20 protein-coding genes and 2 riboswitches are annotated in these 20,975 nt (G+C 43.5%); of the genes, 14 read left to right on the top strand and 6 right to left on the bottom strand.

Annotated elements, in window-relative coordinates; translation table 11 throughout:
• The first annotated feature begins 2 nt into the window (after positions 1-2).
• The 7 genes from AC6H04_RS06490 (at position 3) to ribH (ending at position 7,831) form a co-directional block, all read left to right on the top strand.
• A complete protein-coding gene (locus AC6H04_RS06490; RefSeq protein ID WP_497570926.1) occupies positions 3-440 on the top strand; it encodes a universal stress protein in 438 nt (145 codons plus the stop codon).
• Positions 441-778: 338 nt separating this feature from the next.
• The gene (locus AC6H04_RS06485; protein ID WP_497570925.1) at positions 779-2,584 is read left to right on the top strand and encodes a heavy metal translocating P-type ATPase; all 1,806 of its coding nucleotides are present in this window, start codon (positions 779-781) and stop codon (positions 2,582-2,584) included.
• A 71-nt stretch (positions 2,585-2,655) separates the two neighbouring features.
• Positions 2,656-2,812: riboswitch (FMN riboswitch) on the top strand.
• A gap of 125 nt (positions 2,813-2,937) precedes the next feature.
• Entirely contained in the window at positions 2,938-3,981 is a 1,044-nt protein-coding gene (gene ribD, locus AC6H04_RS06480; protein ID WP_497570924.1) for a bifunctional diaminohydroxyphosphoribosylaminopyrimidine deaminase/5-amino-6-(5-phosphoribosylamino)uracil reductase RibD, read from the top strand.
• Between the two features lie 2 nt (positions 3,982-3,983).
• The gene (locus AC6H04_RS06475) at positions 3,984-4,586 is read left to right on the top strand and encodes a riboflavin synthase (protein WP_497570923.1); all 603 of its coding nucleotides are present in this window, start codon (positions 3,984-3,986) and stop codon (positions 4,584-4,586) included.
• Positions 4,583-5,788, top strand: coding sequence for a GTP cyclohydrolase II (ribA, locus tag AC6H04_RS06470; protein WP_497570922.1), 1,206 nt, complete (start codon positions 4,583-4,585; stop codon positions 5,786-5,788). The genes AC6H04_RS06475 and ribA overlap by 4 nt, the downstream gene beginning before the upstream one ends.
• 250 nt (positions 5,789-6,038) lie before the next feature.
• On the top strand, positions 6,039-7,217 hold the full coding sequence (locus AC6H04_RS06465; RefSeq protein WP_497570921.1) for an RNA-guided endonuclease InsQ/TnpB family protein: 1,179 nt from the start codon (positions 6,039-6,041) through the stop codon (positions 7,215-7,217).
• A gap of 152 nt (positions 7,218-7,369) precedes the next feature.
• Complete coding sequence (gene ribH, locus AC6H04_RS06460) at positions 7,370-7,831, top strand: 6,7-dimethyl-8-ribityllumazine synthase (RefSeq protein ID WP_497570920.1); 462 nt, start codon at positions 7,370-7,372, stop codon at positions 7,829-7,831.
• Positions 7,832-7,928: 97 nt separating this feature from the next.
• Here the strand turns inward: ribH and AC6H04_RS06455 are convergent, their stop codons facing one another.
• Positions 7,929-8,618, bottom strand: coding sequence for a GTP pyrophosphokinase (locus AC6H04_RS06455; protein ID WP_497570919.1), 690 nt, complete (start codon positions 8,616-8,618; stop codon positions 7,929-7,931).
• A gap of 70 nt (positions 8,619-8,688) precedes the next feature.
• Complete coding sequence (locus tag AC6H04_RS06450; protein ID WP_497571012.1) at positions 8,689-9,003, bottom strand: winged helix-turn-helix transcriptional regulator; 315 nt, start codon at positions 9,001-9,003, stop codon at positions 8,689-8,691.
• A 197-nt stretch (positions 9,004-9,200) separates the two neighbouring features.
• On the opposite strand from AC6H04_RS06450, the gene AC6H04_RS06445 reads away from it, so the two are divergent.
• The gene (locus tag AC6H04_RS06445) at positions 9,201-9,368 is read left to right on the top strand and encodes a hypothetical protein (protein ID WP_497570918.1); all 168 of its coding nucleotides are present in this window, start codon (positions 9,201-9,203) and stop codon (positions 9,366-9,368) included.
• Between the two features lie 191 nt (positions 9,369-9,559).
• On the opposite strand, the gene nrdJ is transcribed toward AC6H04_RS06445, so the two are convergent.
• Positions 9,560-11,809 carry a ribonucleoside-triphosphate reductase, adenosylcobalamin-dependent gene (nrdJ, locus tag AC6H04_RS06440; RefSeq protein ID WP_497570917.1) on the bottom strand — a complete coding sequence of 750 codons (2,250 nt, stop codon included), beginning with the start codon at positions 11,807-11,809 and terminating at the stop codon, positions 9,560-9,562.
• Positions 11,810-12,263: 454 nt separating this feature from the next.
• Here nrdJ and AC6H04_RS06435 point away from each other — a divergent pair, with 454 nt between their 5' ends.
• Both AC6H04_RS06435 and AC6H04_RS06430 read left to right on the top strand, forming a co-directional pair.
• Positions 12,264-13,472 carry a class I SAM-dependent methyltransferase gene (locus AC6H04_RS06435; protein ID WP_497570916.1) on the top strand — a complete coding sequence of 403 codons (1,209 nt, stop codon included), beginning with the start codon at positions 12,264-12,266 and terminating at the stop codon, positions 13,470-13,472.
• A gap of 227 nt (positions 13,473-13,699) precedes the next feature.
• A complete protein-coding gene (locus tag AC6H04_RS06430; protein ID WP_497570915.1) occupies positions 13,700-14,509 on the top strand; it encodes a hypothetical protein in 810 nt (269 codons plus the stop codon).
• A gap of 84 nt (positions 14,510-14,593) precedes the next feature.
• On the opposite strand, the gene AC6H04_RS06425 is transcribed toward AC6H04_RS06430, so the two are convergent.
• Positions 14,594-14,716, bottom strand: coding sequence for a putative metal homeostasis protein (locus AC6H04_RS06425; RefSeq protein ID WP_497570914.1), 123 nt, complete (start codon positions 14,714-14,716; stop codon positions 14,594-14,596).
• A 19-nt stretch (positions 14,717-14,735) separates the two neighbouring features.
• Entirely contained in the window at positions 14,736-15,005 is a 270-nt protein-coding gene (gene rpsN / locus AC6H04_RS06420; protein WP_497570913.1) for a 30S ribosomal protein S14, read from the bottom strand.
• A gap of 221 nt (positions 15,006-15,226) precedes the next feature.
• A riboswitch (TPP riboswitch) is annotated at positions 15,227-15,324 on the top strand.
• 76 nt (positions 15,325-15,400) lie between these two features.
• Between rpsN and cytX the strand changes: the two genes are divergently transcribed.
• The gene (cytX, locus tag AC6H04_RS06415; RefSeq protein WP_497570912.1) at positions 15,401-16,585 is read left to right on the top strand and encodes a putative hydroxymethylpyrimidine transporter CytX; all 1,185 of its coding nucleotides are present in this window, start codon (positions 15,401-15,403) and stop codon (positions 16,583-16,585) included.
• Between the two features lie 42 nt (positions 16,586-16,627).
• Positions 16,628-17,134, top strand: coding sequence for an energy coupling factor transporter S component ThiW (gene thiW / locus AC6H04_RS06410; protein WP_497570911.1), 507 nt, complete (start codon positions 16,628-16,630; stop codon positions 17,132-17,134).
• A 234-nt stretch (positions 17,135-17,368) separates the two neighbouring features.
• On the opposite strand, the gene AC6H04_RS06405 is transcribed toward thiW, so the two are convergent.
• Positions 17,369-18,313, bottom strand: coding sequence for an FAD:protein FMN transferase (locus tag AC6H04_RS06405; protein WP_497570910.1), 945 nt, complete (start codon positions 18,311-18,313; stop codon positions 17,369-17,371).
• A gap of 538 nt (positions 18,314-18,851) precedes the next feature.
• Between AC6H04_RS06405 and AC6H04_RS06400 the strand changes: the two genes are divergently transcribed.
• Positions 18,852-19,286, top strand: coding sequence for a GNAT family N-acetyltransferase (locus tag AC6H04_RS06400; RefSeq protein WP_497570909.1), 435 nt, complete (start codon positions 18,852-18,854; stop codon positions 19,284-19,286).
• Positions 19,287-19,543: 257 nt separating this feature from the next.
• On the top strand, positions 19,544-20,890 hold the full coding sequence (gdhA, locus tag AC6H04_RS06395; RefSeq protein WP_497570908.1) for an NADP-specific glutamate dehydrogenase: 1,347 nt from the start codon (positions 19,544-19,546) through the stop codon (positions 20,888-20,890).
• Positions 20,891-20,975 lie beyond the last annotated feature (85 nt).

The raw sequence follows: 20,975 nt of genomic DNA, 5'->3' as shown, positions 1-20,975 counted from the left end.
TGATGACTGCAAAAACTGAATTTAAACATATTTTAGTTGGGGTAGATGACTCTGAGGATGCCCTGTTAGCCTTCCAGTATGCCATTGATATGGCTAAGCGACGTCATGCAGAATTGACGATTGTTTCAATTCTTGAAAGTCATGAAATGAGTGTGTACGAGGCACTGGATAAGGATTATATTCATGGGGAACGAAGCGAGCTTGATCATCATATTCAGATGTATGTCAAGCAAGCGCAGGATGCCGGTGTGGAAAAAGTCGATGCACTGGTTTCTGAGGGGAAACCAGGCGAAGTTATCGTTAAATCAGTAATTCCACATGTTAAACCCGACGTATTAATCATTGGTTCAATCGCCAAAAAGGGATTTAAACGCCACTTTGGGTCACAAGCCGCATACATGGCTAAATACGCACCGATATCGGTATTAGTCATTCGCTAAAATTATTAGGGAGAAGCTGTGACAAAACTTGGTGGATTCCAGAATTGAATGTGAATAAAGCCTATGCCGCTTTTTTTGCGGGATAGGCTTTATTGCGTTAAATGGCTGGAATATGAGTTTTGTCGCGCAATTAGGCTATAGTGGCGTATAGAGCTAAAATACAGTAAATACTAATTTGGACTAAAAATTAATTGAAATACTTACAAATATAGACCGATGTCACAGACTCTTATATGAGTTTTTTCTTCTAATTAGCATAATTTTTTAATTAATTACTAACTGAACAAGGCCATTTCAGGTATAATAAAGGTAAAGTATTTTCTCTAGGAGGTGACATCATGCAAAAACTTTCTAACTATCGTCGATTATGGGCAGTTGTAAGTGTTGGTGCAGTTTCGTTGATCTTGGCTTTTGGTTTGCACCAGTCTGGTTGGGCGCAAATTTTGGTAACCGTCCTTGGTTCGCTGATTGCGTTGCTGATGTTTATTGATATGGTGAAGACTTTACGTTCGGGAAAGTTCGGCGTGGATTTGCTGGCGATTACCGCTGTGATTGCAACCTTGGCAATCGGTGAGTATTGGGCCGCACTCATTGTGCTTCTGATGTTGACGGGTGGGGACGCCTTGGAAGACTATGCGGCCCATAAGGCTAACTCGGACCTCCAGTCCCTCCTAGAAAAATCTCCACAACAGGCCCATCTGATGGTTAATGGGGATATTAAAGCGATTGCGGTGGATCAAGTCAGTATTGGCGATCAGCTGCTAGTTAAACCGGGGGAAGTGATCCCCGTAGATGGCACTGTTGTTGAGGGGAGTACGACTTTAGATGAATCATCGCTGACTGGTGAGTCTCGGCCAGTGGATAAGGTGATTGGCGATAGCGTCATGTCCGGATCCGTTAATGGCGATGCTTCTATTCAGATGGTGGCGGACCAACAGGCGGCTGACAGTCAGTTTCAAAATATTGTCCGGTTAGTAAAACAAGCTGAAGCAAAACCGGCACATTTTGTCCGAATGGCTGACCGATATGCCGTGCCGTTTACCATTTTAGCCTACATCATCGCCGGGACTGCTTGGTTCGTTTCCGGAGATCCCGTTCGCTTTGCGGAAGTGTTAGTTGTAGCTTCACCTTGTCCGTTAATCCTGGCAGCACCGATTGCTTTAGTGGCTGGGATGAGTCGGGCAAGCCAAAGCGGGATCATCGTTAAAACCGGGACAACGCTGGAAAAGCTCGCTAAGGTGAAGACCATGGCTTTCGATAAAACCGGTACGATCACCCAAGGACACTTAAAGGTGAACCAAATTATTGCTCAGCAAAACGTTGACCAGAACCGATTATTAACGCTTGCTGCAGCCACTGAACAGCAGTCTAATCACATCTTGGCGCGTTCCTTAATGCAAGCCGCGCCAGATCAGTTACCCGTGGTTAGTGATGTGAAAGAAACCACTGGTGGCGGGGTGCAAGCAACAATAAGCGGTCAGGTAATTCGGGTAGGTAAAGCAGATTTTGCGATGCCTGATGGTTCAATTGAAAAAGTTGAGGATACGGCAGTGTACGTTTCGGCGGATAACCAGTATTTAGGCTGTGTTACGTTTACGGATGAATTGCGGCCAGAAGCGGCAACAACCATGTCTGAACTACACAAACTGGGCATTAAAAACCTGATGATGATCTCAGGTGATCGGCAATCAATTGCTCAAAAAATTGCAAAAGCGGTGGGCATTGATCAGATTCACGCTGAATGTTTACCTGGGCAAAAAATCGAAGTTCTTAAACAAGTGCCAGAGGGACAAAAACCAGTTGCCATGGTCGGTGATGGTGTGAATGACGCGCCTTCACTGGTAACCGCTGACGTGGGTATTGCTATGGGTGCCAGTGGTGCAACGACGGCTAGTGAATCAGCGGATGCCGTTATTTTGAAAGATGATCTGCGTCGGACGGTAGTTGCGGTTCAAATTTCTAGAGCGACGATGCACGTGGCCCGTCAATCTGTTATGGTGGGCATCATTATCTGTACGGTTCTGATGCTGATTGCTAGTTTTGGCGTGATTCCAGCAATCTTTGGCGCACTGCTTCAAGAAGTTGTGGACACTGTGACGATCTTATGGGCGCTGCGGGCTCGCAGCATCGCGATTAAAGAATAAATTCACTAAGTCCAGTAATGTTACTTGCTTTTTAAAAGTAATCATTGTACGATAACTCGTGAAAACTGAATAGATTTCTTCGGGGCAGGGTGTAATTCCCGACCGATGGTGACAGCTAGATTGAACAAGCAATCGCAACATGGCTGAAGTCCGTGACCCACGTTATGCGTGGTTGACCCAGTGAGAGTCTGGGACCGACAGTTAAAGTCTGGATGGGAGAAGAAAAGTACTATTTCGTACCATTGGTGTACACTTTTTGTGTACCATAACCGTATGAAATCTTGTTTAGCTTATCAATCAACGAGGCCCCGCATTATTTTAATGCGAGGCCTTTTTTGTGAGGTGAATGAGGTTTGTGTGAGTCAAAGTATTTTCAAATAGCAGTAGCTGCTGCTAAACAGGGAACTGATACCTGGACCAATCCTCAAGTTGGGGCAGTTATTGTCAAAGAGCACCAGGTATTAGCCGTTGGTTATCACCATCAATTTGGTCAGCGGCATGCAGAGATTGATGCCCTAGCTCAGCTGGATAATGTTAGTCAGGCAAAGGGAGCAACTATGTATGTCACGCTGGAACCATGCAGTCACTATGGGAAAACACCGCCCTGTGCAAAACGGCTAGCTGAAGTGGGTATCGCTAAGGTGATCATAGGTCAACTGGATCCTAACCCCATTGTTAGTGGCAAGGGCGTCGCAATTCTTAAGGCACATGGCATCAAAGTGGCAGTTTTGGGTGACAGTCAGGGGTTGAACGTGGCATATAACTTCTTTTACCAGCATGACCGTCCTTTAGTGACCTTGAAATATGCCATGTCATTGGATGGCAAAATTAATGGTGCTGAGAAGAAGCGAACGATGCTGACCCAAGCTGACGCTCAGCAAGATGCTCAAGTGTTAAGGCGTCAGCAGCAAGTGATCTTAGTTGGAGAGAACACCCTATCGATTGATAATCCGCGACTAACGGTCAGGACGCCATCAATGATGTTTCCACCGATTCGAGCCGCGCTGGTTCACCATGTTGATGAGGTGGACCCCCAGAGTCACTTATTTGATGAGTCTGCACCCACCTGGTTTTTCAGTGAAACGGCAGCTACTCAATCATTGCCTAAAAATGTTCAGGTTTTCGTTAGGCCGCATTGGACCCCTGCAGATGTTGTTCAGCACTTGGCTAATGAAGGCATCCAATCACTTTTGGTTGAAGGTGGCAGTTGTCTTCAGGCCGCTTTTATCGCGGCTGGATTGGTGGATAACGTTGTCGTCTATATTTCACCAATGATGTTAGGTGGTACTGGATTACCGGCAGCAATCGGACAGTCACTGACAGACCATACACGATTTGAAACACCAACAGTTTCGGTGCTTGGTTCCGATATTCGTCTTCAGACAAGGAGGTTGTGAGGATGTTTACAGGTATTATTAAGGGAATGGGTCACGTTGTGTCAATAACCAGGCAAGCAGAAACCGCAAAGTTGACGATTTCATCGCCCTTATTCATGCAATTAAATCCGCAACTTGGTGACAGTTTCGCCATTAACGGCATCTGTTTAACCGTCACAGCCGTCACACCAGGGCAACTCTGCGTGGACGTGATGCCGGAGACTACGCGCTTAACTAATTTGGGTCAGTTGGAAGCGGGGGATTCAGTTAATTTAGAGCCAGCTCTGGGTGCAACGGAACGTTTGGATGGTCACTTTGTGTTAGGCCATGTTGATACAACCGCGAAGTTGATCCAACGCGTTGAAGATCAAAATGCCAGCGTACTGACCTTTGAAATTGCGTCAGAATATGACGATTACATCGTTAAAAAGGGATCCATTGCAATCGATGGGGTGAGTTTGACGGTCACCCAAAGTAGCCCTCACCAGTTTTCAGTGAGTCTCATTCCTTACACGCAAAACCAGACCACGTTGGGAAATCGGCAAGTTGGTGACATAGTCAATATTGAAACGGATGTCTTAGGCAAATACATTGTGGGCGCACAGCGAAAGGAAGCAATCCAATGACAAATCAAGCGTTAACTCAAAAAATTGAAGCAGCTCTTGAGACCCTTAAACAGGGTAAGTTAATTATTGTAGCAGACTCACTTGACCGGGAAGCTGAAGGTGACATGGTGGGGCTGGCTGAGTGTGTGTCTCCAGAAAATGTGAATACGATGGTGACGAAAGCACGGGGGCTTTTATGCGTTCCTATGAGCGCCGATGTGGCTCAACGGCTAGGCTTGAGATCCATGGTCACTGATGCAACGGATGCTTACGGGACAGCCTTTACAATCAGTACCGATGTCCGAACGACAACCACGGGTATTTCGGCCTATGATCGGGCTGCAACGATTGCGGCACTGGCTAAATCTGACAGTCAATTTGATGATTTTTATCATCCAGGTCATATTTTCCCCTTAATTGCTCGAGACAACGGCGTGTTAGAACGCGACGGTCATACTGAAGCTGCGGTTGATTTGGCAAAGCTTGCGGGTGTTCAACCGGTGGCCTACATTTGTGAAGTTCTTAAAAAAGATGGCACCATGGCACGGCGAAAAGATCTTAAAGCCTACGCTGAAGGCACCCAGACACCGATGATCACCATTGCGGAACTGCAACAGTATCGGCAGCTTAAAGCAATCGAAGTGATTGCTGACGTTGAGTTGCCGACAAGATACGGCAATTTTAAAATGAAAGCGTTTAAGACTAGTGTTGATGGAGAGCCTACTTTACTCATTACTAAGGGAAACATATCGGGAAATGAGCCGTTACTGGTTCGTCTCCATTCGGAATGTCTAACGGGTGATGTGTTTGGATCGAAACGCTGTGATTGTGGCGCTCAGCTAGCGGGGTCGTTGAAGCGAATCGAACTGGCTGGACGCGGAGCGGTGTTGTATTTACGTCAAGAAGGCCGCGGTATCGGGCTAGCAAACAAGTTAAGAGCCTATGAACTCCAGGAGCAGGGTCTCGATACGGTTGAAGCTAATCTGCATTTAGGTCTACCTGCGGATGATCGCAACTATGGTTCAGCGGCTGCAATTTTACGTCAGGAAGGGGTTTCAACCGTTAATTTAATGACTAATAATCCCGATAAAATTAAGCAATTAGAACAATATGGTATCAGGGTCAATCACCGGATACCGCTTGAAATTGGTCTAACTCAAGAAAATGAAGGTTATTTAAAGACTAAAAAGAATAAGTTTCATCATTTGTTGAAGGAGGTATGAACAGTACTATTTTGCTGTAAAAGGATATCAATCTTTGCAAAATGGCGCTTCTATACTATTCCGTAGTCTTATAAGGCTGATGAAGATATAACAAGGTTAAAGTTAGGCGTTTAATTTTCCGTATTAGCTGATAGCTTATAAGTAGTGATTTATATGAATTTCATTAAAAGAGCTTTTGGGCTAAAGCCATCCCGTATAATGTGAGGGACACCTCACTCTGGTGATTAAATGCAATAAGGCGGAACCGCTGATGTTACTCACTTATAAAGTCGAAATTAAGCCGACCGAAAAGCAAGCTTGGCAGATTGATTGTCATATTGGTGGCAGTCGTTGGGCCTACAATTTGTTTTTAGACATCAATAAACAACGTTACGAAGCGGGTTATTACTATTTGAATGCTTACGCTTTTAGTAAGTGGTTTAACCATGAGTATCTTGAAGCTAATCCTGATGATCTATGGATCAAGAATTTATATGCTAAATCGGTTAAGCAGGCCTTCATTGAAGCTGACACGGCTATGAAACGGTTCTTTAAGAAACTGAGCGGTTTTCCACATTGGCGTTCGTTTAAACGGGGTCAGGGTAGTTATTACTTTGTGAAGAATAGTAAAGTACAGGTGATTGCCTGCGAACGTCACCGGATTAAGTTACCCAAGCTTGGCTGGGTGCGGTTGAAAGAATTTGGCTATATTCCGACAGACTCAGAATACTTCGTTATCAAACAAGGCCGGATCAAATTTAAGGCTGGTCGGTATTACCTGACCTGTTTAGTGGAACAGGCTGAATTGCCAAAATTTGAATTAACCGGCGAACCAATTGGTATTGATCTTGGTCTAAAAGAATTTGCCATTTTAAATGATGGTACTTTGTATTCTAATCAGAATAAAAGCAGTCGTGTAAGACGGATCAGAAAACGCCTGCGCAGACTGCAAAGGAAGTTGTCCCGTCAGTATCAAGCACTGAAAGCTAGAAGACAGAAAGAAGGGAAATCTGCTACTGATTTAAATCTAGCTAAAACTCAGCGGAAGGTGCAACGCTTATATCAACGATTAACCAACATTCAGGCAGATTATCAGAATAAGATTATTGCTGCTGTGGTGAGAACCAAACCGCAGTGGGTAGCCTTAGAAGACTTGAATGTTAAAGGTATGATGAAGAATCGGCATTTAGCTAAAGCCGTTAGTGACCAAGGTTTTTATAATTTTAGAATTAAGCTAGTTTCTAAATGCCAGCAGTTAGACATTCCCGTACATTTGACTCACCGTTTTGAATCGACTTCTAAGTTATGTCACCAATGTGGGCATAAAAAAGTTGATTTGCAACTCAAAGACCGGGTGTACGAATGTCAGAATTGCAACTATACCGAAGATCGCGATATTAATGCGGCCCTGAATATCAGGGATACTGAAAACTTTGAATTCGCCTACTAAAACAGGTTTCAAAGCATGTACCGGTGGCTAGCCGGGAATTAACGCTTGTGGACTATCATAACAACTGCAGTAGTGAGTTTCATGCGAGGCAGGATAGGGAGAAGCAAGAATAATCGATAACTTTATATAATTATCAGTAGCAGGTCAATTAGATGAAAGTTTTAATGCATTCAAGACTTGGTAAAGGCGTTCGCGTTGGTATTGTGGTGGCACATTTTAACGAAATTGTGACGGAAAGATTGCAGCAAGGAGCCGTTTCACAATTGGAAAAGTATGGCGTAATCGATGCCGATATTACGATTGCTAGCGTACCCGGTGCATTGGAGTTACCGCGGATCGCTCAAAAACTGGCGGTTAGCGGTAAAGTAGACGGTATCATTGCACTAGGAGCAGTGATTCGTGGTGAAACGTCGCATTATGACTATGTATGTGCGGAGACTGCCAGTGGCCTCGCACGCGTCTCGTTAGATGGTCCTGTGCCGGTGATGTTTGGGGTGTTAACCACGGATAATCTGGACCAGGCCATTAGTCGAGCTGGCGGTAAAGGCGGCAATAAGGGCGCGGACTGTGCCGATGGTCTAATTGAAATGATTAATTTGGAGAAGCAACTGTAGTAAATTTTTGAAAGTGAAATAAGTCCTATTCTGAATTTTATCGGAATAGGACTTATTTAGATTAAGTAACAAAAATGTTTCACGTGAAACAAAATAATTAACTATTTTGCAGGTGATTAAAAATATCCTGCATATTAGTTTCAATTTGATTGAGTTCAGCAGAATAGTCCCTTAGTTGATTGCCATACTGTTCAACTTTATGTTGATCCACATCTGTTTTGTATCGCAGCTTGTGTTCCAAACTGGCCCACATATCCATACCCACGGTTCGTAGTTGAATTTCAACGGGGATTGCCACTGGCCCATTATCTTGGAATACTGGAACAGAAACAACGAGATGAAGGCTTCGATAGCCACTTGGTTTGGGGTGTGAAATGTAATCTTTACGTTTTAACAGCGTGACATCAGATTGCTTGGTTAACGCGTTTTCAACGGTTTCGATGTCATCAAGATAATTTGTAATCACCCTGATACCCGCAATATCAAAAATATTATTTTTGACCGCATCAAATGAAAAGTCGTACCCTTTTTTAGCTAATTTACGGAGCAAACTTTGGGGCGCCTTCATCCGGGTTTCCATATGATGAATCGGGTTGTGGTTCTTAAGCATTTCAAATTCACTGTCGAGATTTTCTAATTTCGTACCAAACTCTTTGGCACCAGCTTGACATTGTTGATAGTAAACAAAAAACTGACGTAGTCCAGCTACATCGTCGTCACCCAGTACGCGACTCATTTCATCGGAAATTTGGTTGATGTTCGGTAAATTATCACGTTGTAAAATCAATTAGAAAGTCCCCTTTGTTGATGATGATACTATTTTAGCACTTGGTAGGGCCCAGCGAAATTGGTGATAGTTATGAATGGTGATTAACGGGTAGTGTACGCGTCAAGCGGTGCTTACCCCATGAGGTGAGTACCGCTAGCATTTGCTGAAAGTCTTGCCCCTCTGAAGTCAGCTGATAGTGGTAGTCAGTGGGTGATATCACAAGGTTCAATTCCGTTAGCTCATTGAGCTTTAATAGTAAATTAAACGTTGAGATGCCACGAACCGCATTTCGCAGCTGCATAAAGTCACTGGCAGATGTCGTTAAATTCAACAGAATCAACGCGTACCATTTATCTGAAAGAACCGCTAAACCAGCTTTAGTGCTAATATTTAAATCATGCATGGACAACGTCGTTCAGCTCCTCTGTTTGGCATTAAAGTTTAATTCTAGCCTCTTCTCATCAATGTGACCAGTAAAGACACTTGAATGGCGATGTAGAAAGGCTACAGAATCCGCAAAAGTTGCCTTTTAAGCTTGACTTCGTGGAAATTAAGCGTAATATATTGTGCAATTAAAGCAGCTTGAAGGGAGCTGGGCATATGAAACGAACTTGGATGATTACAGGAATGAGCAGCAGCTTTGGTCAACGTCTGATTCAAAACTTGATCAAAAAGGGTAAGCTGGCAACAACTAATGCCCAGAATGAATTGAAAATCAAATCACGTGGCCAAGGTCAAGTTGATTTGATGATTAACTTACGTGGTTAATCAATATGAATTAACTAATAAACAGACAATCTCACTAGTTCTGATATTAATCGATGTAAATTGATTGATATCAGAACTTTTTTATTAACTTAGTTTCCGAGTTATTTAAGACGAATAAACGCCATCCCTAAATTTCGGATGGCGTTTGTTCGTCTTAAATATATTTGTGATTCTTGTTCTAATGACTCATGCTACCGCACTGGGCAAGCACCACCGATACAATCAGATTGATCTAGTAGATCCAAATCTTTTTTGTCCATCGTTTTCAGTGAGTCGTACACGTCCTTCACGTTATTGGTGATCTGGGCACGGCGCTGTTCATAAACCGCCTTTGAAATTGGTTCTTTAGGCGCCTGCTTAAAGTCACTGCCGCTGTAAGGCAGTAACGAAGTGGACTTGATGCTGTGTCGGTATTGTTTCATTAGACCGGCAATGTGACTACCTTCTTGTTCCGGCTGGAAGGTGATCGTGCAGCTCACAGCGTTATCTGACCAATATTTCTGTAAGAAGGCTTGGGTAGCGAACTGTTCTTCAATTGACACAGTTCCTGCAGAAGCAAACTCCTTACTGTCGGCGTGAGCGGCCCGAACCGGGAACTCAACACAAACCGTGTTCTTGGTGTAAACGTCTGGTTCAACCTTGTAACCAGAGAGCCGTAATGCTGGCAGTAGTGGATCACTATCTTGGAAGCGAATCCGCTGAATCAAGTAGCCTGCATAGTGGAAGTGCATACCTTCAGAAACACCGGCTAACTTCGCAACGGTCCCTGAAGGTTTAACGGTCGTATGCTTCACGGAAGTGGCACAGCCCAACGTGTTGGAATATGCGTTGTCGGCTGCAACAATATCGTGGTAAAGTTCGTCAAATTTAGCAATCACCCGTTGGTCATAAACGGGTTCTTTGATTGCTTCATGGGTCTCGGGATCGATACCGTCTTTAAAGCCGCGGACTACCCGGTTACCAAAGGTTTTCAAGATCCAATCTTGAATTCCTGACATGGAGATACCAATTCGGTGATTCTGGTTAATGACTTTTCGGGAAACTTCCCAATCGTAGTGACTAAAGGTTACCCGCTTAGTGAAGCGGGTTCCTAGCGTGAAGGCTTGATCAAGATCAAAGCCCTGTTCCGTTGCAACGGAAGGGAAGACTTCGAAGAGGTTGCAAGGTTCTCCGTTAGCGAGTGAAATCTCGCCACAAGGGTTCGTTCCTTCGACGGCGCCGTCAATACCTTCCTGGCGGCCGTCGATCAAGCGACCGTAGTTTTTGGATAATTCTAGGTTAACGATCCCGGGTTCGCCATTGTGTAAAATAGAATCAGCAACCGCAGTATAATCGGTCTTATGCGTATCAACCGCAACACTGTTATTAGATGCCCAGCGATGATGGTACAGCTGTTTTTGATCCTGCTTCATGGTAATGAAGGCATCGTCGTCGCTAGAACCTAAGGCTAATTCAGCAGAACGCCGCACGTTTCCGGCCACCACGGTTTTACCAATCAAGTTACCCATATCGGTGCAGTCTACTGAAGATAGTTTTTGACCCACACGAGAGTTTAACAGGGTATTTGTGTCAAACAACATTTCAATTAGTGGCATTGGCCCAGAAGCGGTACCGCCAAAGCCCTTGATTTTAGCACCCTTTGGTCGGATGTCGCTGACGTCTAAAATTAAGTTGTTCGTGTGTTCCGGATTAGTTGCGTTGAAGTGCATATCTACGAGATGAGCGTTCGCTAAAATCCAGCCTTCGCGAGTATCAGGTAATTTGTAGTACCAGCCCTCATCTAAGGAATGGTCGTTCAACCATTCTTGCTTATCAGTCGCGCCTAAAGCAATGGAATCGGTGTAGGACTGGCTTGCTTCATCTACTAAAATCGTTAAGTGAACGTTGTTATCGACGGCTGGAATCTGTGAAACGTTACTCTGTACAACAGAAAAACCGACACCGCCGCCCTTCATCAACTGGTCAAACATAAACGAAAACGGCATTGAAACAGCTGGCTGATCTTGATCAAGGTATTCCGGCACAATATGACTGTCACCATATGGTTGTGGCCGAACCGCGACAAACCAGCAGTTATTTAATGCATCACCGTTACGCTCTTGATAGGGCGTCCCAGAGATCCATAAATTCCGGCCAGATGGCGTAGCGGAAAGGCTATAGACTAACTTAAAGAGGTCTTGTGCTTCTGTTTCTAGTTCGCTGATCACCTCTGGGTCGATGTGATCCTCGTGAAGACGGGGATCCAGGTTAATGTTTCCTTCAACAACTCGCTTAACGGTTTCGTCCCATTCTTCATGGCGATTTTCCGCCTCAATCCAACGCGAATATGTACGTTTGTAAGTGACCCACCCAAGCTCACCCCAGTGTGGTTTGATCTCGGCTTTGGCCTTTTCAATAAATTTATCTGATAATGTAATTAAACGGTTAACTGCAACTTGCATGGCGTTTCCTCCTTCTCAACTCGACACTATATATAGTATCGTCACTCTGATGAAATATCAATATGCAGTGTTTAAACATCAGTTCGATTACGTGAGCGAAAAACACCTGTAGCACGGATTTCATCACTCTATAAATTTATTTATGAGCTAATTTGCAAGATAGAACAGTTCTAAATCAATTATCCATAAGTTGCTTAGTAAACTAAGAAAACAATTAGAATTTCTACTCTTTTTCCGATTTAAATGGCGGATGCATAGCCTCGCGTAACACTGGTTGTAAGCCTTTTATAGGGTAACCGATATTAGCGTCTATTCGTTTATTAATGAAAATCCGAATCGTTGACAAAACACGTAATGACTTGTAGTCTAATCAATTAGTTAGTAGATGTGTCAATTAAGTTAACATGGTTAACTAATCGAACAGCATTAATTTTGTAAGAGAGAAGGCAGTTACGTGTTAGAAAAAACCGTGTATCGACAGTTATTGAGCCATGCATTTGATATTCCAGTTTCAGTAACCTATTGGGATGGTAAAGAGGAAACCTATGGTGACGGCGAACCAGTCGTTAAAATCCAATTTAATGAAGAACTTCCTTTAAAGAGCTTCACTGACGAGCCAACATTGACATTAGCTGAAGACTATATGAAGGGTGCCATTGAGATTGATGGCAGCATTGAAGAGTTGGTTGCTTCGGCATTCCGTACTGATCATAGTTTTTTGACCAATAATCCATTTATCAAGCATTTTCCAAAACGTTCACATTCCGAAAAGAACAGTCAAAAAGACATCCAAAGCCACTACGACATTGGTAATGACTTTTATGAGATGTGGTTAGATAAGACCATGACTTACTCATGCGCTTATTTTGAGCACGATGATGATACTTTAGAAGAAGCACAGATGAACAAGGTACACCATATTTTGAATAAACTACAACCAGAACCTGGCAAACGTTTATTGGATATTGGTAGCGGCTGGGGTACGTTGTTATTTGTCGCTGCTGAAGAATATGGTTTGCATGCTACTGGGATCACCCTTAGTCAGGAACAATATGATTACACGCAGCAACAAATCAAAGAACGCCACCTTGAAGGCAAGGTTGACGTGTTACTAGAAGACTACCGTGAAGTGAATGATCAATTTGATTACGTCACTTCTGTTGGGATGTTCGAACACGTTGGTAAGGAAAACCTTGGCTTGTACTTCCAAAAGGTTGCCGACTTCATGAAGCCTAATGGCCGTGCTTTGATTCACGGTATCACCGGCCAACACGAAGGCGCTGGAGTTGATCCGTTTATCACCAAGTACGTTTTCCCTGGTGGTTACATTCCTAACGTTGCTGAAAACTTAAAGCACATTATGGATGCTAAGTTACAATTTTCCGACCTTGAACCATTACGTCGTCATTATCAAAAGACCCTTGAAATGTGGTACGAAAACTACCAGAAGGTTGAAGATAAGACTGTTGAAAAGTATGGTAAAGAATTTGCCCGCATGTGGGGCATGTATTTACAAGCTTGCGCAGGTTCATTTGAAGGTGGCAACATTGATGTCATGCAATACCTATTGGTTAAAGCACCAAGTGGTACTGGCCTACCAATGACCCGTCAGTATATGTATGATGCTGATAAAGAAAAAACGGGTGTGAAGCAACTCGGTTAGATCCTGGAATGAGTGTGCGACGAGGCTCGGTAAATTCCAGAATATAGCACTTAAAAACGTCATTCCGATGGTTCTTATCGGGGTGGCGTTTTTAGGTATTATATTCTGAAATCTGAGTTTCAGGGCGCGATTCGACTAGTAAAATTACCGAATTAGGGTGTAATATTTTACAGAATTATCTTTAACTCGCTATGATAGTGATAGAACCTATCGTTGGAGGTGTTATTTTGGTATCAGTGCAAGTCTTAGAAGCGTTTGTTCAAGGCAAAGTGAACGATGAAAAATGTGAGGATACCATCGTCAATACGCCTGATTTTATTGCCATCGTTGACGGTGTCACCAGTAAATCGAAGTTTCAGTACCAGGGTAAGACAACTGGAAAAATAGCGTCTACCATGATTGCTGGCGTTGTAGAACGGTTGCCTAAAAACGCCACGTTGTCAGTGCTGATAGAGCGAGTAAATCAAGCATTCGTCACTTTTTATCATCAAATTGATTTTCCAGTTGATCGTGATAGCCAGGGGCTGCAAGCCGTTGCCGTGGTTTATTCTCGTTTTCGTAATGAACTGTGGCAGGTTGGTGATGCGCAAATTAATCTAGATGGTCAGCTGCTAACTAATCCCAAGCCAAGTGACTTGGTTTTATCGAATATGCGCAGTTTGGTTCTGCGGCTATCCCCTGATGATAAGCAGTCGGATCCCGGTCGTACAGCTATTTTGCCGTGGATTTTAAAGGCGACTCAATTTGCTAATGTAGCTGATAGCGAGTGGGGTTATGCGATCTTTAACGGCCAGCCCATCCCAGATTCACTGTTAAAGGTCTACCCACTATCAAACGCGGAGCACCAAATCGTGTTAGCGAGTGACGGCTATCCTAAAGCAGCAGGTAATTTGGCTGAGTCGGAGGCAAGTCTACGAGAGGTTTTGCAAAATGATCCCACTTGCAGCCATGAATACCGGTCAACTAAGGGTACTGTGTCTGGCAATCGCTCATTTGACGACCGGAGTCTGATTCACTTTAAAGTAGTGCCAAGCTAATCAAATTAAAAAAGCCCCTTAGAATTTGGCTGATAAAGTCAGCTTTCAATTCTAAGGCGCTTTTTAACCTGTTTAGGCTTAAAATTACTTTTTCGTATTAGCGGCATTACGCTTAGCGTCGCGGATGATTTTCATCGCCCGTTTACGGGTCTTCAAACTGGGACTCTTAAGTCGCCGGTAAGCGCTAGCCATATCAGTCTTTTCCATGATTGATCTCCTTATAACTTTACCATGAGGCCTTACGGACACCAGGAATTTGACCAAGGTGAGCGTATTTCCGGAAATTCAAACGGGACATATTGAACTTGCGCATGTAACCGCGTGGCCGTCCGTCTAATCCGTCCCGGTTACGTAGCCGATTAGGATTAGAGTCCTTTGGCAGGTGGGCCAAGGCTTCGTAGTCGCCTTGCGCCTTTAGTTCACGCCGAATAGTGGCATACTTTGCGATGAGTTCACGTTGCTTGTTATACTTTGCAATCTTTGATTTTTTTGCCATGTTTCCTCCAATGACTTAGTGATATTAGTGCAACAAATTCATTAAGTAATTGCCAGGTCAATGGTGTTAGTAGTATTTGATGCCGTCACAACAATGGTAATAATTTACCAATAATCAATTCGAATTACCACTAATTAGACTTGATTTAATTAAACTGTAATAATTACGCTTTACGATTCACGCGTATTAATGAGAAGTGTGCTAAAATAATAACTGAAAATTAAATGCACTAGGGGCGCCATATGGCTGAGATAGATGAATCTAGTCCCTTCGAACCTGTATAGTTAATACTTGCGAAGGAAAGTGTACGTGAACATCAATATACAATGATGGTCTTTCAGTGCGCGGAACTAACTGCGGCTGAAGGACCTTTTTTATTGGAAGAGGGGCTTTTAATGGGAAATACGAAACCAAGCGGGCTATTTCTGCTTTGGATGGGTGCGGCGATTTCAATCGCTGAGATTGTGACCGGGACACTCATTGCACCATTAGGTTGGAAAAGCGGCTTGCTAGCGATCTTAGTTGGGCACGTGATTGGCTGTTTTGTTTTTCTGCTACCTGCTGGTTATCTATCAGCTCAGCAGAATAGGACGGCAATCCAAGCCACTAAGACGGTTTTTGGGCAACAGGGCGTTGGGCTGTTTTCAATGCTAAATGCGCTGCAGTTACTAGGGTGGACGGCGGTAATGATCGTCAATGCTCAACAGGCGATGAATGGGCTATCAAAGGCGTTGTTCAACTATCAATCAGTATTGGTGATGTCACTCATCGTGGCGGTGTTGATCGTGGTTTGGCTATTAATGGATCACGACTGGCTTTTCAAAGTGAATAACGTCATCGTTGTCTTACTAGCCATTGGCATGATCCTGATGCTGTGGACCATTATGAAGGAGGGCCGCTTGCAAAATAGTACCGATCTCGCGCCATTGAGTTTTGGCAGTGCAGTTGAACTTAACGTGACCATGGCACTTTCCTGGTTGCCACTGATTGGCGATTACACTCAGCATACCGATCGACCGTTTCGCACCAGTATGGCCAGTGTGAGCGGCTACTTTATTGCCAGTGTGGCCATGTTTTCACTGGGACTTTTCACGGTGATTTTAACCGGCCAATCTAATTTTACAACCGTGCTTTCGCATTCCAGTATGGGGATGATTGCTCTGCTAGTGATCGTTTTTTCAACGGTAACCACGACCTTCATGGATGCCTATTCGGCAGCTACTAATATCGCTAATTTGGTAAAGACTAAAGCAGTTAATTTGATTGCGATTGGGATTACGGTGTTAGGTTTACTGATTGCACTGTTTGTTTCAATGGCATACTACCAGAACTTTTTATACGCTATCGGGGCGGTATTCACACCGCTATTTGCCATCTTATTTGTCAGCGTCTTCTTGATGCATCAACGACTTTCATTACCATTAAACTTTTTATGGTGGCTAATCGGCGTTGTTGGTTATTCGTGGTTGCAGAAGTTGGACTTCTTTTTGGGGACGACCTTCTTCTTGCTACTAGTGCTAGTATTAGGCGTTTATCTGACAGGGGTGGTCACCAAAAAGTACCCGTTGATGACGGATTAGGTAAGTGGCTGACTATGCAGGAGAATAGAGAGGAGCAAACGCATGAATAAAAGAGTTTATTATTTAACCCTAACTTCGGTTCTTGTGGCATTAGGTGTAATCGGTGGCAGTTTATTTGAATTTACAGTGGGTGTAGCCAAAGTTGCGCCAATGCAACACTTAATCAACGTTGTATCTGGGGCCTTATTAGGACCTTGGTGGGCAATGACACAGGCGTTTTTAACGTCCTTAATTCGTAATTTGCTGGGGACTGGTACGATTCTAGCTTTTCCTGGTAGCATGTTCGGTGCTTTTTTAAGCGGTTTGCTATTCAGATACACTAAAAGGCTGATTGCAGCAGTGTTTGGCGAATTGATTGGGACTGGTATCATAGGTGCGATAGTTGCTTACCCAATTGCAGCACTGCTATTAGGGGCGAAGGGTGCACTTTGGCTATTTGTGCCAAGTTTCTTCCTTAGTGCACTGGTTGGTGCGGTGATTGCTTATGTGTTATTGAAGAGTATTTGGTCCACGGTGATTCAGCCACAGATGAATAGGCTGAGTAAGTAGTATTAAAATGAGGTTGTGCCATAAGTCTATATTGGTAAAAATTTCATTTGGTTTCTTGACTTAAAGACAATTTAAAGTTTGCTTTTGTTCAATACTTTAATCTAGTCTAAACCTGCGCCACAACTCAGATTCCGGCCATTTAACGCAAAAAACCGTATTCCGACAAAGTTCGACGGAATACGGTTTTTTGCGTTAAATTCTGGAATCTACCGAGTTGTGTCACACTCTCATTCGCTAAATAATCTGGTATTGATCGTCCGTTAATGCAAAGTGGTCTTTCAAACCGGAAGTGATAGCTACCTTGAAGTCACGGGTGACAAAGATTGCGTCTAGTCCTGGCTGTTTTTCAATTAACGGGATCCCTTTATTGATATCTTGATAGAAGGCTTCAGTGGTCCAAATATCGCCGTCAATGGACAAATCGCTAACAATGGTGACACTTTCTAAGTCGTTTTGAATCGGGTAACCAGTCTTGGAATCGAACATATGGTGGTAATTGTGACCGTTGATCACTAGGTAACGTTCATAAATACCGGAAGTGACGATTGACTTAGCAGTTGTGGTAAGGACGCCAAGGGCTACATGACGCTGTTTCAACGGATTTTGAACACCGATGCGCCATAAGCCATTAGTATGACTGCTGTCGCCTACCAGTAAAATATTACCGCCAAGGTCGATAATGCCACTCGCGACGCCACGAGAAAGCCATAACGTTTTGACAGCATCAGCAATGTAGCCTTTAGCGATGGCACCAAGGTCAATTTCCATTCCTGCTTTGGTGAGAAAGACGGTTCGATTATGATCGTCTAGTTGGATATCGTCTGGATCAATCAGTTGAAGACGTTGTTTAATGTCTGAATCAGCCGGTAAGTTAGCGCCGTCAAAGCCAATTTTCCATAGTTTTACCAGGGGTCCAATGGCAGTGTTAAAGCCTAAGCGCCATTGGCTGACTCCCACGGCACGTTTGATCAATTGATAGGTGATATCTGATACCTGAACCGGTTCTTGACCAGCTGCATGGTTTACGGACATCACTTCTGAAACGGGTCGATTAACCGTCAAAATATCCTCATAGTGCTTGATAAGGTCATTACCAGCATCCAAATCAGCAGTCGTTGCTGGTTCGTTTACCGAGAGGGTGATGGCAGTGCCCAAGCCATAATATTGTTTTTGAATCATTTGGGGTTCACGCCTTCCATAAAATTCTTATGAGTTTAAGATAACACAAAACCGCGCTGACTGAATATATTATCAGTCAGCGCGGTTCGCTTTCTATAATGAAAGATCTAAACTTAAGAGAATGGAATTTGCACTTCTATCGTTCGTTCAGATGTCTTGATTATGGTCGACAGGATGGCGATTACTTGATGAGCAAAACTCGCTTGCGAACCTGGGATCATCATCGTTTTACAGTAGTTTCTTTCATACGCATGTCCTCCATTTAGTCTTAACGATACATATGTACGGAATCTTAAAACAGCAACGTCACCTCCTAGGTTCAAAAGGTAATCTTGTCTAAGTCTAAGTGTGATTCAAGATGCCTTTTGTTGAATTGCAGTTACTATAACATTAAAAACAAATGAGTTCAATATTAAATTAAGATTAAAACAATAAATATTGAAGCTTAGCGATTGACCGTCCTAAACCTTGCCATTTCCATCGGAGCAGCGTACCTTAAAAGTGGTATCAAAGAGAAAAAGAGAAGAGAGGGTCAAAAGTGAAAGTTGAAAAACTAGCGAACTTGACGGCAGCAAATGAGAAGGCGTTGATGGCCATTTGGCTCGCAGGAAATTTAGATGCTCACCCGTTTATTGGTGCAAATTATTGGCAGGATCAAGTAGCCGAAGTTTCAAAGCAATTCGAAAAAGCAACGATTTATGTTGTACTGCAAGATGAGCTAATCGTGGGTTTTGCAGTGATGAAGACACACTATCTGGCCGCCATGTTTGTTAAACCCGGGTACCGGGATGAGGGGATTGGCAGCCTGTTGTTATTTGCATTGAAGTCGGACTATACGCAGATTCGTCTAAGTGTGTATGAAAAAAATAGTAAGGCAGTCCGGTTCTTTCAGAATCATGACTTTGCAATCAATGATCGTTCAGTGAATCCAGAAACGGATGAAGTTGAGTTAAAAATGAAGTGGAAAGAGTAGTAAGCGTGTGACACAACTCGGTAGATTCCAAAATTCAACACAAAGACATGTCTATCCGACAAAATTTGCTGGAATAGGCATGTTTTGTATTAGATAGCAGGAGTCTGGGTGTTGATGCACGATATCGTCTATACAAATTGAAGACACGGTTCCTTACTATACTCATTAATTTTTAATTTAAATGTTTACTAGTAAACCTATATATGCTAAACTGACATCACTGTGTAAGATGATTGATTTAAGAAAGGACCGATTTCATGACAACTGTAAACGATTATTTAGCAAGTGTTCGCGCCGACATTGTAAAGCGTGATCCTAATCAAACTGAATTTTTGGAAGCGATTGATAACTTCTTTAAAACGCTGACACCAGTGTTGGAGGCCCATCCAGAGTACGTTGAGGCGAATATTGTTGGTCGATTAGTAGAGCCTGAACGAGTTATTCAATTTCGAGTACCCTGGGTAGACGATAATGGCAAGGTTCAAGTTAATCGTGGTTTTCGGGTACAGTTTAGTGCTGCTATCGGTCCTTATAAAGGTGGCTTGAGATTCCACCCTACAGTTAACTTATCGATTGTTAAATTTCTTGGCTTTGAGCAGATTTTTAAGAACAGTTTGACCGGGTTACCCATCGGCGGTGGTAAAGGCGGTTCAGATTTTGATCCGAAAGGGAAGTCAGATAACGAAGTGATGCGCTTTACACAAAGTTTCATGACGGAGCTTCAGAAACACATCGGCCCAGATTTGGACGTGCCAGCCGGAGACATTGGTGTTGGGGCTCGTGAAATTGGCTATTTGTATGGTCAGTATCGCCGTTTGAATGGTTATCAAGCCGGTGTTTTAACTGGTAAAGGGCTGACCTTCGGCGGTAGTCTAGCCCGTACTGAAGCTACCGGCTTTGGCCTGCTCTATTATACGGATGCGCTGTTAAAGGCTCAAAACATGACGTTACAAGGAAAGAAAATTAAGATTTCAGGCTCTGGTAACGTTGCTATTTATGCTATTCAAAAGGCTACGGAATTAGGTGCAACGGTTGTGACAGCATCAGATTCTAATGGGTTTGTTTACGATCCTAATGGCATTGATTATAAAATCGTTAAGCAGATCAAAGAAGTTGAACGAGGGCGTATTAAAGAATATGCAGAACGGGTTGAAACGGCCGTCTATCATGAAGGGTCAGTTTGGGACTTCGATACGGACTACGACATCGCCTTGCCTTGTGCGACTCAAAACGAGATTGATGGTCCTAAGGCAGAACGCCTGGCTAAAAACGGTGCACAAGTTGTTGCTTGCGGTGCCAATATGCCATGTACACCCGAAGCCGTTGCTGTTTTCAAAGCGCACCAGGTGATTTTGGGACCAGCCAAGGCTGCTAACGCCGGTGGTGTGGCCGTATCCGCTCTGGAAATGAGCCAAAATAGTGAACGACTGGCGTGGACTTTTGACGAAGTCGATTCTCGTCTCAAAGACATTATGGAAAACATCTTTGCTGAATCCTCTGCTGCCGCTGAAGAGTACCATCTTGGCACTGACTATCTAGCTGCGGCTAACATTGCCGGCTTTACGAAAGTAGCTGACGCGATGATGGCGCAAGGTATTATTTAAGACGGTGACATCAATACGACTTATCTCATTTTAGCGATTGAGGTAAGTCGTTTTTGGATGGTCACACTTAACTTTTGAATCCTTG

The sequence above is a fragment of the Secundilactobacillus sp. MJ173 genome (assembly GCF_059704265.1).
This window is presented reverse-complemented; position numbering and strand designations above follow the sequence as displayed.

Coding starts and splice junctions, on each gene's coding strand:
- AC6H04_RS06490 (WP_497570926.1), top strand. CDS start 3: ATGACTGCAAAAACTGAATTTAAACATATTTTAGTTGGGGTAGATGAC.
- AC6H04_RS06485 (WP_497570925.1), top strand. CDS start 779: ATGCAAAAACTTTCTAACTATCGTCGATTATGGGCAGTTGTAAGTGTT.
- AC6H04_RS06475 (WP_497570923.1), top strand. CDS start 3,984: ATGTTTACAGGTATTATTAAGGGAATGGGTCACGTTGTGTCAATAACC.
- ribA (WP_497570922.1), top strand. CDS start 4,583: ATGACAAATCAAGCGTTAACTCAAAAAATTGAAGCAGCTCTTGAGACC.
- AC6H04_RS06465 (WP_497570921.1), top strand. CDS start 6,039: ATGTTACTCACTTATAAAGTCGAAATTAAGCCGACCGAAAAGCAAGCT.
- ribH (WP_497570920.1), top strand. CDS start 7,370: ATGAAAGTTTTAATGCATTCAAGACTTGGTAAAGGCGTTCGCGTTGGT.
- AC6H04_RS06450 (WP_497571012.1), bottom strand. CDS start 9,003: ATGCATGATTTAAATATTAGCACTAAAGCTGGTTTAGCGGTTCTTTCA.
- AC6H04_RS06445 (WP_497570918.1), top strand. CDS start 9,201: ATGAAACGAACTTGGATGATTACAGGAATGAGCAGCAGCTTTGGTCAA.
- nrdJ (WP_497570917.1), bottom strand. CDS start 11,809: ATGCAAGTTGCAGTTAACCGTTTAATTACATTATCAGATAAATTTATT.
- AC6H04_RS06425 (WP_497570914.1), bottom strand. CDS start 14,716: ATGGAAAAGACTGATATGGCTAGCGCTTACCGGCGACTTAAGAGTCCC.
- rpsN (WP_497570913.1), bottom strand. CDS start 15,005: ATGGCAAAAAAATCAAAGATTGCAAAGTATAACAAGCAACGTGAACTC.
- cytX (WP_497570912.1), top strand. CDS start 15,401: ATGGGAAATACGAAACCAAGCGGGCTATTTCTGCTTTGGATGGGTGCG.
- thiW (WP_497570911.1), top strand. CDS start 16,628: ATGAATAAAAGAGTTTATTATTTAACCCTAACTTCGGTTCTTGTGGCA.
- AC6H04_RS06405 (WP_497570910.1), bottom strand. CDS start 18,313: ATGATTCAAAAACAATATTATGGCTTGGGCACTGCCATCACCCTCTCG.
- gdhA (WP_497570908.1), top strand. CDS start 19,544: ATGACAACTGTAAACGATTATTTAGCAAGTGTTCGCGCCGACATTGTA.